The organism is Pseudosulfitobacter sp. SM2401, from assembly GCF_042932805.1.
Classification (GTDB): domain Bacteria; phylum Pseudomonadota; class Alphaproteobacteria; order Rhodobacterales; family Rhodobacteraceae; genus Ascidiaceihabitans.
The window spans coordinates 614556-628179 of sequence record NZ_CP170633.1 but is presented as its reverse complement, the minus strand read 5'-3'; the positions used below and the strand labels follow the sequence as shown (position 1 = coordinate 628179).

Sequence of the window (13624 nt, the reverse complement as noted above, 5' to 3'; positions counted from 1 at the left end):
AATGCTGAACCTTACAAAACGCGACACAACGCTGTTTATCATCGTGGCCATCATGGTCATCTTTGCCCCCTTCATCCTGAACCCCTTTCCCGAGGGCACGTCGCTGGCGCAAATGTTCAACGCGGGCTACCCCGATTTGATGCAACGGTTTGTGATCTTTGGCATCCTTGTCATCGGCTTTAACATCCTGTTCGGACTGACGGGCTACCTTAGCTTTGGGCACGCAGCGTTTCTGGGCATAGGATCGTATTCTGCGGTCTGGATGTTCAAACTGCTGGGCTACAACGTATTGCCGGGCATCTTGTTGTCGGTGGTTGTTGCTGGTGTGTTTTCGCTGCTGATCGGCTACGTATCCTTGCGCCGCTCCGGCATCTACTTTTCGATCCTGACGCTGGCCTTTGCGCAAATGTCGTACAACTTGGCCTACTCGGTCTTGGGCAATCCAAATTCCAGCTACAACCTGACCAACGGCGAAACCGGTTTGCAGGTCTATTCCAACGACCCGCAGTATTTCAAGCTGGACAGTATGCCCGAGGTTCCACACCTGTTTGGTCTGGCTATGCGCGACAGCTACCAGCTGGAAATCGGCAACTGGTTGTTCACGTTTAACGCTGGTTACTATCTCAGCGCGATCTTCTTGCTGATCTCGTTTTACATCTCGATCCGGATCTTCCGCTCGCCTTTTGGAATGATGCTGCGGGCGGTTAAATCAAACCAGCAACGGATGAACTATACCGGCCTGAACACCAAACCCTACACACTGGCAGCGTTTGTGATTTCTGGCATGTACGCGGGCCTTGCCGGTGGTTTGTTGTCCTCAATGGACCCGCTTGCAGGTGCCGAGCGGATGCACTGGACCGCCTCTGGTGAAATCGTGATCATGGCGATTTTGGGCGGTGTCGGTACGCTGATCGGGCCCATCTTGGGCGCAGGGTTCAACGAGTACTTCAAGAACATCCTGTCCAAGATCAACGACAACGTGCTGGAACAATGGCTGTCCTTTATGCCCGACGGTCTGGAAAATCTGCTTGTTGGTTTCTTGCACTACTTTGTGGGCAAAGGCTGGCATCTGACACTGGGTCTGTTGTTCATGATCGTGATCATCTTCTTGCCCGGTGGCTTGGTCCAAGGTGGCCAAAAAATTATCGCCCTTTTCAAACGCAAGAAGGCACCAGACACGCCTGACGGCAAAACCACACCTGCGGAATAAGGAGCAAATCAATGGGTATCCTTGAAGTCAAAAACGTAGGCAAACGGTTCGGCGGACTACAAGCGCTGGGTGACGTGAACCTGAGTGTTGCCGAAAATTCGGTACACGCCATCATCGGGCCAAACGGCGCGGGCAAATCCACGCTGCTGAACTGTTTGGTCGGCAAACTGATCCCGGACACCGGATCGGTCATGTTCGACGGGCAATCCGTGCTGGGGCGCAAACCGTTCGAGATCAACCAGATGGGCATCAGCCGCGTGTTTCAGACCCCTGAAATCTTTGGCGACCTGTCGGTTCTGGAAAACATGCTGATCCCTTGTTTTGCCAAGCGGGACGGCGCGTTTCACATGTCAGCCTTCAAGAATATGCTGGATGACAAAGAAATGGTCGAACGCGCGGAACACATGCTCGAAGAGATGAACATGTCCGACAAGATCGACATGCATGCAGCGGCCCTGTCGCGTGGTGACAAACGTCGCCTTGAGATCGGCATGTGCCTGTCCCAGGAACCGCGTTTGTTGCTGTTGGATGAACCCACCGCCGGCATGGCGCGGGCCGACACCAACAACACCATCGATCTGCTCAAGCAAATCAGCGACGAGCGTGACATCACCATCGCCATCATCGAACACGACATGCACGTGGTGTTTTCGCTTGCAGAACGGATCACCGTTTTGGCCCAAGGCACCCCATTGGTCGAAGACACGCCCGACAATATCAAAGGTCACCCCAAAGTGCGCGAAGCGTATTTGGGCGAGACCCAAGACGCGGCGTAAAGGAACAGAACATGACAGCATCAAACGCCAATCACGCCGCCACTGCCCCGGCCTACCTTTCGGTTTGGGATTTGCACGCCTACTACGGCGAAAGCTACATCGTGCAGGGCATCTCGTTTAACGTCCACGAGGGCGAAATCCTCGCGCTATTGGGCCGCAACGGGGCCGGTAAAACATCGACCCTTCGCGCGATTGCCCGTCTGGATGATCCACAAATCACCCATGGCGAAATCTGGCTGGATCACAAACCACTGCACGAGATGGCGAGCTTTGAGGCATCGCAACACGGGCTCGGCCTTGTCCCTGAGGATCGCCGGATCATCGCCGGTCTCACGGTTGAGGAAAACCTGAAGCTGGCGCAGATCGCACCACCCGTTGGCTGGTCTATCGACCGCGTCTACGATCTGTTCCCGCGTCTGCGCGAACGTCGCAACCAAGAAGGCGTGACCCTTTCTGGTGGCGAGCAACAGATGCTGGCCATCGCCCGCGCCCTGTGCCGCGACATCAAGGTTTTGCTGCTGGACGAACCCTACGAGGGCCTTGCCCCCGTCATCGTCGACGAGATCGAAAAGACGCTGCGTATCATCAAAGACCAAGGCATCACGACAGTGATCGTGGAACAGAACGCTGTGCGCGCCCTAAAGCTGGCGGATCGGGCAGTGATTCTCGACACTGGCGGCATTGTTTTTGATGGCACAGCTGCCGAGGTTCTGGACAACAAAGAATTGCGCGAGGAATACCTCGCAATCTAGTTTCCACCCCCACGGGAATTCCAACCAGAAACATTGAAGAAACCGGCCCCCGAGGTCGGTTTTTTTGTGCAACCCACACGCCCAGAGTGCATTGTTTCCAAACGAGAAACATCAAAATTTTCATCTAATTAGAGGTATGATCCGCAGCCCAATTAAGGCTAAATTAAGGCATTCAAAACTGGGGAATAGAACAATGCCAATTCAAACACTCGATTTAATCTATCAAGGCGTCACCGACTTTCCGGAAGTCGATTTTGCCGGTACATTTGATTTAGAATTCACGAATGACAACCCGGGCACTGGCGGCTTTTGGATGGTTGGATACACCTACGCAGCCGCAGACTCGTTTGTAACTAACAACGGTTTGATATCAGTCTATCTTAGCGCCCAGGGCAATGGCGACGCCGTATTGTTGAACAACAGCACCGGCACGATCGGCGGCGGCTCTCCGTTTGGGGATGGCGACGTCACCGGCGCAATCACAATGTCAGGCAGTGGTACCCATCTGATCGCCAACTTGGGCACCATGATTACCAATATTCAATTGGGCAACGGCCAAGACGGTATTTACAACTTGTCCCTGCTGGACGGCGACGTGCGCATGGGCGGCGGTGACGACTATTTCGTCAACGACTCATCCACTGTGATTGCAGGCGGTTTGACCGGCGTCGTGACCGGCACGGTCAACATGGGCTCTGGTAACGACGTAGTTTTGAACGCAAGCCAAATGGGCCGCGTCAATCTGGGGGCCGGCGATGACAGCTATGCAGCGATCCACCCGGGCGATGTCGGCAACAACTTTAACAACGCAGATGCCATTGCAGACCGCGTGTCTGGCGGGTCAGGCAATGACACCATGTACGGTGGCGCTGGCGATGATCGGTTTTACGGCAATGACGACGATGATGTTTTGAATGGCCACAATGGCGACGACAAGCTGACAGGCGGCAACGGCAACGATCGCATCAATGGCGGCAACGACAACGACACGCTGTACGGCAACCAAGGCGAAGACCTGTTGAACGGCGGCAACCAGAACGACAAACTGTACGGCGGTGACGGCCATGACCGTGTGAACGGTGGCAACCACGACGACATCCTGTACGGCGGCCAAGGCAACGACACGTTGAACGGCGGCAACCACGATGACGTCCTGTTCGGTGGCGACAGCAAAGACACGTTGAACGGTGGTCGCGGCGACGACACATTGGATGGCGGCAACGGCGAAGATCTGTTGACGGGTGGCGCTGGCAATGACGTCATGACCGGCGGATCAGGCGCGGACTGCTTTGTGTTCACCGGCAATTCGGACGCAGATGTGATCACCGACTTTGATGTGGGCGCAGACAAAGTGCGCTTGCAAATGGGCGGCGAAATCTTTGAGGATTTCTACTTTGGTGCTTACGGCGACGCGGACGTGCTGTCCTTTGTCACCTACGCAGACGGCAACGCCGTGCTTGACCTGTCGGGCCTGTACCAAAGCATTCCGGGCGAAAACGATTTCTCGGATGCAAACGGTATCAGCGTGACGTTCCTGAACGTGGCAGAGGACAGCCTGACGGGCGACAACTTTGTCACGCCAGAAGACTACTACCCACCGTTTGATCTGGTTCTGGGCTAAGCCAGCTGCGCACGTAGCGATGTTTTCAAAACCTTGCCGTAGTTATTCTTCGGCAAGGTGTCTAACCAGACGTAGGCTTTGGGGGCTTTGAACCGCGCAATGTGATCGCGGCACAACGCGTCCAGCTCTGCCTCTGACGCCTCTCCCACCACACACGCAACGACCTCTTCGCCCCAATCTGCGTGGGCCCGGCCAATGACCGAAACTTCGCGGACGGACGGGTGCCGCAGCAACACTTCCTCGACTTCGCGCGGGTAGATATTGGACCCACCCGAAATGATCATGTCCTTTGAGCGATCCATCAGCGTCAGATAGCCATCCGCGTCCAGCGCGCCGATGTCGCCAGTCGCAAGCCAACCGTCGTGCAACGTCGCCGCCGTTGCCGCCGCGTTGCGCCAATACCCCGGCATCACGACCGCGCCGCGCACCATTATTTCGCCAGCCTGCCCTGTCGGCACCCCATCGCCAACGCGCAGCTCAATACCTGTTTGCGCGACCCCAACCGACGCCAGACGGTCCCGCCAGCGCGGATGCGTTTCATCCGAGATCACCGCGCGCGGCAGCACTGTGATCGCCATCGGGCATTCGCCCTGCCCGTAAATTTGCACAAACACATCGCCGAATTGCGCCCGCGCCCGCAAGATATCGGCCACATACATTGGTCCACCAGCGTAAACGATGGTGCGCAGCCCTGCCCCGTCGCGGCCCGTTTTGGCCGCAAAAGACGTCAGGCGCGTGACAATCGTCGGCGCGGCAAACATGTGGGCACGCTGGTGAAACGCCGCCAAATCCAACACTTCACCCGGATCGAACCCACCAGAGGCTGGAAACACATGCCGTGCCCCCATGCGCACGTGCATCAGGTTGTATAACCCCGCGCCATGGCTCATCGGAGCGGCATAAATCGCGGCATCCTGAGGCGTCACAGTATCCACATCGGATTGGTAACTGTCAGCCATCGCAGCCAGCATCCCATGCGTGATTTGCACACCTTTGGGTTGGCCCGTCGTGCCGGAAGTGTAAAACAGCCACGCCAAGTCATCCGTACTGCGCGGAGTAACGCCGCCAATTGGATCAGCCCTGGGCAGTCCGTTTGACGTGTTCACAATACGCGTTGTGCAAGGTTCCAAGGCAGCGGCCTCAGCATTTGTTGCGAACACCAGCAACGCTTGGCTGTTGTCCAGAATGAAGGCAGCCTCGCGGCCATGCAGCTTGGCGTTGATCGGGACAGCGACACCGCCAGCCGCCCAAATCCCGTACAAAACAACCAGATAATCTGGTACATTCTTCATAAAAATAGCCACACGGTCGTTCGGCAGAACGCCCTGTGCACGCAACCATCCGGCGACCCCATCCGCACGAGACATAAATGCCCCATAGCTGGCGACTAAATCTTGACCCAAAAACAATGCAGGGGCGTCGGGCCGCGTGCTCCCTTGGCTCCAAAGCCAGTTGGCCAAATTCATCGCGCTCTCCTGATTTGCATGGGGTCTTCAACACAGCGGACATGCACCCTATATGAGCAATGGCATCACGACGCTTTCCTTAGGTCAACCCTTGGCCTATAACCTGAGCGCAAAGAACAAGGTGCCCCGAGGCCGCGACATAGTCGCAGTTATCGGCAAGCACCACAGGGACAAGGCACGAATACTTATGACAAAAAACACCCGCGACGCAGATGTGGCATTCATCCAGGCATTGGCCGAAGTGCTGCGTGAAAACGACCTGACCGAGGTCCAAGTGAAACGCGAATACGCCGCAGACGACAGCATGAATGTGCGCGTCAGCCGCCAGCAACCACAACAAGTGGTGACGCAAATGGCCGCCGCCGCACCCGTTGCCGCAGCGCCTGCCACATCGGCCCCTGCAGCTGCCGCCGCACCAGCCACCAGCGCCGATCCTGCATCGAACCCTGCGGCCGTGACATCACCCATGGTTGGCACCGTCTACATGGCGGCCGAACCGGGTGCTGCGTCTTTCGTCAGCGTCGGGTCGGTTGTGGCCGAAGGCGACACCATCCTGATCGTCGAGGCCATGAAAACCATGAACCACATTCCGGCCCCACGCGCAGGCAAAGTCACGCGCATACTAGTCGATGACGGGGCCGCAGTAGAATTCGGCTCGCCCTTGGTGATCCTCGAATAAGGCGTTCAAAATGTTCAAGAAAATTCTGGTCGCTAACCGTGGAGAGATCGCGCTGCGCGTCATCCGCGCCGCCCGCGAAATGGGTATCGGATCTGTTGCGGTACACTCGACCGCGGACAGTGACGCGATGCACGTGCGCATGGCCGACGAAAGCGTTTGCATCGGTCCGCCTTCGTCCCAGCAGTCGTATTTGTCGATCCCTGCGATCATCGCAGCCTGCGAAATCACCGGCGCCGAAGCGATCCACCCCGGGTACGGGTTCTTGTCGGAAAACGCTAATTTCGTGCAGATCATCGAAGACCACGGGCTGACATTCATTGGTCCCACTGCCGAACACATTCGGGTTATGGGCGACAAAATCACCGCCAAAGACACGATGAAGGCCCTGAACGTCCCGTGCGTGCCCGGCTCTGACGGCGGCGTGCCAACCTTAGAAGATGCACAACGCATCGGTGCCGAAATTGGCTATCCTGTCATCATCAAAGCCACTGCTGGCGGCGGCGGCAAAGGCATGAAAGTCGCCCAAACCGCGGCCGACATGGAAAGCGCATTTATGACTGCGCGCGCCGAGGGTAAATCCAACTTTGGCAACGACGAAGTCTATCTTGAAAAATACCTGACCACGCCCCGCCACATCGAAATTCAGGTGTTTGGCGATGGCAAAGGCAAAGCCGTGCACTTGGGCGAACGCGATTGTTCCTTGCAACGCCGGCACCAAAAAGTATTCGAAGAAGCCCCCGGTCCGAGCATCTCGCCCGAAGAGCGTGCGCGTATCGGCAAAGTTTGCGCGGATGCGATGGCTGATATCAACTACATCGGCGCGGGCACAATTGAATTCCTGTACGAAAACGGCGAGTTCTATTTCATCGAGATGAACACGCGCTTGCAGGTCGAACACCCCGTGACCGAGGCCATCTTTGGTGTCGATCTGGTGCGCGAACAAATTCGCGTCGCCGAAGGGCTGCCGATGTCGTTCACGCAAGACGATCTGGTGATCAACGGCGCCGCAATCGAAGTTCGGATCAACGCAGAAAAGCTGCCGAACTTTACGCCCTGCCCCGGTAAAATCAGCCAGTATCACGCGCCCGGTGGTCTAGGGGTACGCATGGATTCCGCCCTTTATGACGGCTATTCTATCCCACCGTTTTACGACAGTCTGATCGGCAAATTGATCGTGCATGGGCGTGACCGGCCAGAAGCCCTCGCGCGTCTGAACCGCGCATTGGGTGAGCTGATCGTTGACGGTGTCGACACCACTGTGCCGTTGTTTCATGCCCTATTGCAGGAACCTGATGTTCTGGATGGCAGTTACAATATCCACTGGTTGGAACATTGGCTGGAAAGCAATCTAGCGTCCGAGTAAACCTGTCATGGCCCTCAGTGCGGAGCTTTTGTTGCACGGCTATTCCATCGGCATCTTTCCGATGGCTGAAAACCGGGACGATCCAGAAATTTTCTGGGTCGATCCTAAAATGCGCGGCGTCATGCCGTTGGATGGGTTTCACATCTCACGATCGTTAGCGAAACGAATGCGAACGACAACGATGACAGTCACCGTTGATCAAGATTTCGACGCTGTTGTCGATGGATGTGCGGACCGGGTCGAAACCTGGATCAATCCTGAAATTCGGAAACTTTACAGCGCCTTGCACAAAACAGATCGCGCCCATTCACTAGAGGTTTGGGAAGGCGATGCTCTTGTTGGTGGCGTCTATGGTGTCACTCTGGGGGCTGCATTTTTTGGCGAAAGCATGTTTTCACGGCGAACCGATGCATCAAAAATAGCTCTGGCTTGTTTGGTAGAATTGCTCGGGCGTGGGGGATTCAAACTGTTTGATACCCAGTTCATCACTGAACACTTGGCAAGCCTTGGCGGCGTCGAAATATCCCGTGCGCATTATCATCAATTGCTGGACACTGCACAGGCGCAACCTGCGCGATTTTTAGCGCCTCGCAGCCCTCAGGACGTCATGCAGCGGATGACCCAAACGTCATAGCGGGCGTGATCCATTGCGCTAAGCGCTGGGGCAGATGCGATCATCCAGCCGGAAAATACTGTGCCAGCTTTGCCAATTTCACTGATTTCTAATGCCGCATAGGCATTGCCGGATTTGTTGCCAGCGGGATAGCGGCATTCCATCAATGTGATGTTTAAGCGGCCAAACCTAGCAATTTCACCCGCACCGATTTCAATATCGATCGACATGCCGCTGAACTTGTCCAAACCGCGTAAAACTGCACCGGACCCCGAACTTACCTTTGGCTGAGCAGCAAGTGTCGTGGCCAAACATGAGGCGCAAAGCACAATAGCGGCGGCAACCCGAGCAATCATTCGCCAGAGCCGCCAGACACGAATTTTAACAAAAGCGAGATCAGGCTGACCGCACCTTGCGTATCGGTGATTTCATCACCGGCGGCAAAACTAAACGGCGATCCACCGGGCACGATTTCCACGAAATTGCCGCCCAACAAGCCCTCAGATGCAATCACGATTGCGCTATCGTCAGGGATTTCGATACCTTGCTTGACGTTGACTGTCGTGTCGGCGCGAAAGGTTTCTTGGTTCAGCGCAATGTCCGTGACCGTGCCAACCTTGACGCCAGCAAGGCGCACATCAGTGCCAACGCTGACACCCTCAAGGCTGCGGAAACTGGCATTTAGCGAATATGCATCGCTGCCGCCGCCCGATAGGCCCGCGATTTGGGCTGCGTAGATGCCAAAGGCCAAGGCCCCCGCCAGAACCACCCCGCCCACGATTACTTCTGTAGTGTTTTCAGCCATTTTGAACGCCCCTATTCCGGAGTCCACGCCTCGTAATCCGCACGAGGAGCAGGATCATTGCGACGAATTGACCCCGATGGGGCATATGCCATGGCCGTACCGGTCAGGTTTTCCTGATGCGGCTTTTCCCAAGACTGATGCTTTAGCGGCTTTTCGGTGGGTGGTTCATCCCAAGTGCGGTGCAACCAGCCGTGCCATTCGGGATCGATCCGCGTTGCCTCGGCTTCGCCATTAAAGATCACCCAACGTTTGGAATCATCCGCGTTGTTGTAAAAGATATTGCCTTGCGCATCTTCGCCCACACGCACGCCTTTGCGCCACGTGAACAATTGCGTGTTCAGAGTTTGACCGTTCCACCACGTTACAGAACGTAGCAATGTGTTCAGAATGCCCATAAATTAGCCTCCGGCGTTTCAAGTCTGGTATGGCGTATCCCAAACCTCGCGTCCAGTGACAAGCGGCGCAAATCAGCTTGCCAAAAGCGCTGTTACTTCAATCTCAATTTTGTATTTCGGATCGATTAACGCGCATGAAATCATCGTCGCGGCGGGTGGGTTGTCACCAAATGTCGCCGAAAGAATTGGCCAGCATGCTTCAAAGTCAGCCGGATCAGGCAACATGTATGTCACGCGCACAGCATGGGAAAAATCACTGCCAGCCTCTTTGAGTGCCGACGCGATCACATCCAAAGCAGATTGGCATTGAGCCTGAACTGTGTCGCCCTGTCCGACAGTTCCTGCCACGTGCACGAACCCGCCGGCAACAACCGCGCGGCAGTATCCAATTTTTGCCTCAAACGGGCCGCCGGAATGTATGCGCTTGATTGTCATCTTTGCCCTCTGTTTCCCGATGGTGCTCGTATCTGGTCAGTTTAAATGGAAAAGGCGCGCCAGAGGCACGCCTTTTGTTTCGAATGCAAACACCGTCGGGTAGATTACCCTGCACTTGCCGGTTCTTTGGCCGTGTCTGCGTGGATCATCAGCGGTTGCGCGTCCGACATCACGGCTTCTTCATTGACAACCACCTCGGTTACGCTGTCCTGGCCTGGCAAATCGAACATTGTGTCCAAAAGGATTTCTTCCAGAATTGAGCGCAGACCACGTGCACCTGTTTTACGCTCGATGGCGCGTTTCGCGATAGCGCTCAGCGCGTCTTCGGTAAACGTCAGTGCTGTGTCTTCCAACTCGAATAGCCGTTGATACTGCTTGACCAGCGCGTTTTTAGGCTGGGTCAAAATCGTAACCAACGCATCTTCGTCCAAGTCTTCCAGAGTTGCCAAAACGGGCAAGCGGCCAACAAATTCAGGGATCAGGCCGAATTTCAGCAGATCTTCTGGTTCAAGATCCGTAAAAATCTCGCCTACACCGCGATCATCATTGTCACGCACGTCCGCACCAAAGCCCATCGCCGAACCTTTGCCACGTGCTGCAATAATCTTGTCCAGCCCAGCAAATGCACCGCCACAAATGAACAAAATGTTGGTCGTGTCCACTTGCAGGAATTCTTGTTGCGGATGCTTGCGGCCACCTTGCGGAGGAACCGAAGCAACCGTGCCTTCCATCAGCTTTAGCAGCGCTTGCTGCACTCCTTCACCCGATACGTCACGGGTAATTGACGGATTTTCAGACTTACGCGTAATTTTGTCGACTTCATCAATGTAAACGATGCCGCGTTGCGCACGTTCAACATTGTATTCGGAAGACTGCAAAAGCTTGAGAATGATGTTTTCGACGTCCTCGCCAACATAGCCGGCTTCGGTCAAGGTGGTTGCGTCAGCCATCGTGAAAGGCACATCAAGAATACGCGCCAGCGTTTGGGCGAGCAGAGTTTTACCGCAGCCCGTGGGCCCCATCAGCAAAATGTTGGATTTCGCCAGCTCGATATCGCCGCCTTTTTGGGCATGGTTCAGACGCTTATAGTGGTTATGCACGGCCACAGACAGCACACGTTTGGCCATCGCTTGACCGATAACGTAGTCGTCCAGAACTTCGCAAATATCTTTCGGAGTCGGCACACCGTCTGTCGCTTTCAACCCCGAGGCTTTGGTTTCCTCGCGGATGATATCCATGCACAGCTCAACGCATTCATCACAGATGAACACAGTTGGGCCCGCAATCAGCTTGCGCACCTCATGCTGGCTTTTTCCACAAAAGCTGCAGTAAAGCGTATTTTTGCTGTCGCCGCCGGTATTCGATGCCATGACAACCCTTTCAGGTTTTAATGTTTCGCTTTGCGCATTTTGCGCGAAAATAACTGATTTGGCTTAGCTTAAGTCAGCCCCCCCGCGGCCACAATCGCAAAATGACAGCGATCGCGACGCGCAGGGGACGACAATTTACTCTTTAGCGTCGTCTTCTTTGTTACGGTTCTCAACGATTTCATCGAGATGGCCCCATGCCAACGCCTCTTCAGCGGACATAAAGTTGTCCCGCTCAAGCGCTTTTTCAACGGCACTTAATGTTTGACCGGTGTGTTTAACGTAAATTTTGTTGATCTGATCTTTGATCTTTTGCGTTTCTGCAGCGTGGATCATGATATCGGTGGCTTGCCCCTGATACCCGCCGGACGGCTGGTGCACCATAATGCGCGAATTGGGCAGCGAGAACCGCATGCCTTTTTCGCCTGCGACCGAAAGGACAGAGCCCATAGACGCCGCTTGGCCCACAACCAACGTGGACACTTTGGGTTTGATGTATTGCATCGTGTCGTAGATCGACAGGCCAGCGGTCACGACACCGCCCGGCGAATTGATATACATCGAGATTTCTTTGTTTGGGTTTTCAGCCTCAAGGTGCAACAGCTGAGCCACAACAAGCTGGCTCATGCCATCGTGAACCGGACCATTCAAGAAAATGATCCGCTCCTTTAGGAGGCGTGAAAAGATGTCATATGCGCGTTCGCCGCGGCTGGTTTGTTCAACCACCATCGGGACGAGGTTCATATATGTGTCAATTGGATCGTTCATAAAATGTCTGCCTGCACTCTTGTCTGTGAGGACCATACCCCGCCAGACGTTACTTGAATCTTAGTGTCCCGAACAGAGGGCTGCAAGGGGGGCACATGCGCTAAACGATCAGACAACATCCGATTTATTGCGACCACGTCGATACGAATCTACCCAGATGAAATGACACACCTGAACTGCACCTAAAGCGCTATGATGAACGCGGTGTTAACGATGCGTGCGCAGCGCGCGGAATATCAAGCAATGTGTTGGTTCGATCTCATGCTCTATAATCGCATCGAAGAAGCCATTTCAGGCGAGCAAAGTTAACAAAGTCGCTTTGACAAAAGGCTCGGCTTTCAAATTTCGAAAACAGCCCTGCCAGTGCCGTTTCATCGTCCTTGTTTGTGGGTCAAAGCATCTCTTGCAACGGCCCCCAGTGGATGATGCAACGATTGGATTTAATTTCAAATGCCCACGCCCAAATCGGTTCAGGCGTGGTTAGGATTGACCTTTCAACATCCACGAAACTATTCGCCAAAGTGCTCGATACGATCAGTTCCGATCAATGCCGTCCACGTCATTTGACCAACAACCCCATCACGAGACAAGCCGTTGGCCGATTGGAAATTGCGCACTTCGGTGTCGGTCTTTGGCCCGAAAATGCCGTCGTCCTTAATCATCAAGAACCGCTGCAGCAACGCGACAGCCTCGCCACGATCGCCACGACGAATTGTCGGCAATGCATCAGGCATCCGTTCGTTGTGCGCGGCATGCGCCAAGGGACGGGTGCTGGCACCGCTCAGACCCAAACGACCGAATTGATCCAATTTCAGAATATCTTTGTAAAAATATACGGGACACGCTTTGGCCGCGACTTCTTTGTGGCCATGAAACGTCAGGTTACCGTTGTACGCATTGTTGATTTCGACACACAAAGCCGTCAGCGTGTTGTACTGGGCGTTGGTGAAATTGGGTTCATCCAGACCATGCATACAAATCGCAATTGTACCGGTGTTGTGACCGGCCTGTGCAGCTGGTGTTTTCTCCAGTGGTCGACCTGATTCAAGCTGACCGCTTTTGCGAATGAACAGATGATACCCGACATCCGACCAGCCACGCCCTTGCGGTTTGGGATCAGTATGCCACTTGCGCATCGTCGCCACATTGTCGTGCGATGCAACATCAGAGGCAGAACAGTGCAAGAATACGCGATCAACTTTTCGGTTTGGTTTTGTAAACATGATTTTCTCCAAAAATATCGTTCAAAATTGAGCAATAAACAGCTCGAACACGCTGCTTTTATAAAGAATGCGAGAAAACACATGCAGCAGGTTCACCCATAGGTTATCCTTAAACAGCATTTGAACAAGTCAGGTATTCCTGCCCATTTCC

General features: G+C 54.6%; 15 protein-coding genes. 7 read left to right on the top strand and 8 right to left on the bottom strand.

From position 1 onward, the window contains the following. Position 1: 1 nt before the first annotated feature. From ACFIO0_RS03220 to ACFIO0_RS03205, 4 genes are all read left to right on the top strand, one after another. On the top strand, positions 2–1210 hold the full coding sequence (locus tag ACFIO0_RS03220) for a branched-chain amino acid ABC transporter permease (RefSeq protein WP_390913532.1): 1209 nt from the start codon (positions 2–4) through the stop codon (positions 1208–1210). Between the two features lie 11 nt (positions 1211–1221). Further along, positions 1222–1986: an ATP-binding cassette domain-containing protein gene (locus ACFIO0_RS03215; protein ID WP_390913530.1), complete on the top strand. Its 765-nt coding sequence runs from the start codon at positions 1222–1224 to the stop codon at positions 1984–1986. Between the two features lie 11 nt (positions 1987–1997). Continuing rightward, positions 1998–2738: an ATP-binding cassette domain-containing protein gene (locus tag ACFIO0_RS03210; RefSeq protein WP_390913528.1), complete on the top strand. Its 741-nt coding sequence runs from the start codon at positions 1998–2000 to the stop codon at positions 2736–2738. Positions 2739–2931: 193 nt separating this feature from the next. Further along, the gene (locus ACFIO0_RS03205; RefSeq protein ID WP_390913526.1) at positions 2932–4359 is read left to right on the top strand and encodes a calcium-binding protein; all 1428 of its coding nucleotides are present in this window, start codon (positions 2932–2934) and stop codon (positions 4357–4359) included. Here ACFIO0_RS03205 and ACFIO0_RS03200 read toward each other — a convergent pair. Continuing rightward, entirely contained in the window at positions 4356–5825 is a 1470-nt protein-coding gene (locus ACFIO0_RS03200; protein WP_390913524.1) for an AMP-binding protein, read from the bottom strand. The two genes, ACFIO0_RS03205 and ACFIO0_RS03200, sit on opposite strands and share 4 nt — an antisense overlap. 187 nt (positions 5826–6012) lie before the next feature. On the opposite strand from ACFIO0_RS03200, the gene accB reads away from it, so the two are divergent. Genes accB through aat form a run of 3 tightly spaced genes read left to right on the top strand, consistent with a single transcriptional unit; the run spans position 6013 to position 8501 of the window. Then, positions 6013–6504: an acetyl-CoA carboxylase biotin carboxyl carrier protein gene (accB, locus tag ACFIO0_RS03195; protein WP_390913522.1), complete on the top strand. Its 492-nt coding sequence runs from the start codon at positions 6013–6015 to the stop codon at positions 6502–6504. 10 nt (positions 6505–6514) lie between these two features. Next, the gene (accC, locus tag ACFIO0_RS03190) at positions 6515–7867 is read left to right on the top strand and encodes an acetyl-CoA carboxylase biotin carboxylase subunit (RefSeq protein WP_390913520.1); all 1353 of its coding nucleotides are present in this window, start codon (positions 6515–6517) and stop codon (positions 7865–7867) included. Positions 7868–7874: 7 nt separating this feature from the next. After that, on the top strand, positions 7875–8501 hold the full coding sequence (aat, locus tag ACFIO0_RS03185) for a leucyl/phenylalanyl-tRNA--protein transferase (protein ID WP_390913518.1): 627 nt from the start codon (positions 7875–7877) through the stop codon (positions 8499–8501). Here the strand turns inward: aat and ACFIO0_RS03180 are convergent. From ACFIO0_RS03180 to ACFIO0_RS03150, 7 genes are all read right to left on the bottom strand, one after another. Continuing rightward, on the bottom strand, positions 8465–8710 hold the full coding sequence (locus ACFIO0_RS03180) for a DUF2155 domain-containing protein (RefSeq protein ID WP_390913516.1): 246 nt from the start codon (positions 8708–8710) through the stop codon (positions 8465–8467). The two genes, aat and ACFIO0_RS03180, sit on opposite strands and share 37 nt — an antisense overlap. A gap of 122 nt (positions 8711–8832) precedes the next feature. Further along, the gene (gene mlaD, locus ACFIO0_RS03175) at positions 8833–9285 is read right to left on the bottom strand and encodes an outer membrane lipid asymmetry maintenance protein MlaD (RefSeq protein ID WP_390913514.1); all 453 of its coding nucleotides are present in this window, start codon (positions 9283–9285) and stop codon (positions 8833–8835) included. A gap of 11 nt (positions 9286–9296) precedes the next feature. Beyond that, positions 9297–9680: an NADH:ubiquinone oxidoreductase subunit NDUFA12 gene (locus ACFIO0_RS03170; RefSeq protein WP_390913513.1), complete on the bottom strand. Its 384-nt coding sequence runs from the start codon at positions 9678–9680 to the stop codon at positions 9297–9299. Between the two features lie 72 nt (positions 9681–9752). Next, positions 9753–10115, bottom strand: coding sequence for a Rid family hydrolase (locus ACFIO0_RS03165; protein ID WP_390913512.1), 363 nt, complete (start codon positions 10113–10115; stop codon positions 9753–9755). 104 nt (positions 10116–10219) lie between these two features. Beyond that, the gene (clpX, locus tag ACFIO0_RS03160; protein ID WP_390913511.1) at positions 10220–11485 is read right to left on the bottom strand and encodes an ATP-dependent Clp protease ATP-binding subunit ClpX; all 1266 of its coding nucleotides are present in this window, start codon (positions 11483–11485) and stop codon (positions 10220–10222) included. 135 nt (positions 11486–11620) lie between these two features. Further along, complete coding sequence (locus tag ACFIO0_RS03155) at positions 11621–12250, bottom strand: ATP-dependent Clp protease proteolytic subunit (RefSeq protein ID WP_390913510.1); 630 nt, start codon at positions 12248–12250, stop codon at positions 11621–11623. Positions 12251–12759: 509 nt separating this feature from the next. Next, positions 12760–13473: an N-acetylmuramoyl-L-alanine amidase gene (locus ACFIO0_RS03150; protein ID WP_390913508.1), complete on the bottom strand. Its 714-nt coding sequence runs from the start codon at positions 13471–13473 to the stop codon at positions 12760–12762. Positions 13474–13624: the final 151 nt, after the last annotated feature.

What these genes read in the sequence shown, in the direction of transcription:
- ACFIO0_RS03220 (WP_390913532.1), top strand. Translation starts at nt 2, where the DNA reads ATGCTGAACCTTACAAAACGCGACACAACGCTGTTTATCATCGTGGCC.
- ACFIO0_RS03215 (WP_390913530.1), top strand. Translation starts at nt 1,222, where the DNA reads ATGGGTATCCTTGAAGTCAAAAACGTAGGCAAACGGTTCGGCGGACTA.
- ACFIO0_RS03210 (WP_390913528.1), top strand. Translation starts at nt 1,998, where the DNA reads ATGACAGCATCAAACGCCAATCACGCCGCCACTGCCCCGGCCTACCTT.
- ACFIO0_RS03205 (WP_390913526.1), top strand. Translation starts at nt 2,932, where the DNA reads ATGCCAATTCAAACACTCGATTTAATCTATCAAGGCGTCACCGACTTT.
- ACFIO0_RS03200 (WP_390913524.1), bottom strand. Translation starts at nt 5,825, where the DNA reads ATGAATTTGGCCAACTGGCTTTGGAGCCAAGGGAGCACGCGGCCCGAC.
- accB (WP_390913522.1), top strand. Translation starts at nt 6,013, where the DNA reads ATGACAAAAAACACCCGCGACGCAGATGTGGCATTCATCCAGGCATTG.
- accC (WP_390913520.1), top strand. Translation starts at nt 6,515, where the DNA reads ATGTTCAAGAAAATTCTGGTCGCTAACCGTGGAGAGATCGCGCTGCGC.
- aat (WP_390913518.1), top strand. Translation starts at nt 7,875, where the DNA reads ATGGCCCTCAGTGCGGAGCTTTTGTTGCACGGCTATTCCATCGGCATC.
- ACFIO0_RS03180 (WP_390913516.1), bottom strand. Translation starts at nt 8,710, where the DNA reads ATGTCGATCGATATTGAAATCGGTGCGGGTGAAATTGCTAGGTTTGGC.
- mlaD (WP_390913514.1), bottom strand. Translation starts at nt 9,285, where the DNA reads ATGGCTGAAAACACTACAGAAGTAATCGTGGGCGGGGTGGTTCTGGCG.
- ACFIO0_RS03170 (WP_390913513.1), bottom strand. Translation starts at nt 9,680, where the DNA reads ATGGGCATTCTGAACACATTGCTACGTTCTGTAACGTGGTGGAACGGT.
- ACFIO0_RS03165 (WP_390913512.1), bottom strand. Translation starts at nt 10,115, where the DNA reads ATGACAATCAAGCGCATACATTCCGGCGGCCCGTTTGAGGCAAAAATT.
- clpX (WP_390913511.1), bottom strand. Translation starts at nt 11,485, where the DNA reads ATGGCATCGAATACCGGCGGCGACAGCAAAAATACGCTTTACTGCAGC.
- ACFIO0_RS03155 (WP_390913510.1), bottom strand. Translation starts at nt 12,250, where the DNA reads ATGAACGATCCAATTGACACATATATGAACCTCGTCCCGATGGTGGTT.
- ACFIO0_RS03150 (WP_390913508.1), bottom strand. Translation starts at nt 13,473, where the DNA reads ATGTTTACAAAACCAAACCGAAAAGTTGATCGCGTATTCTTGCACTGT.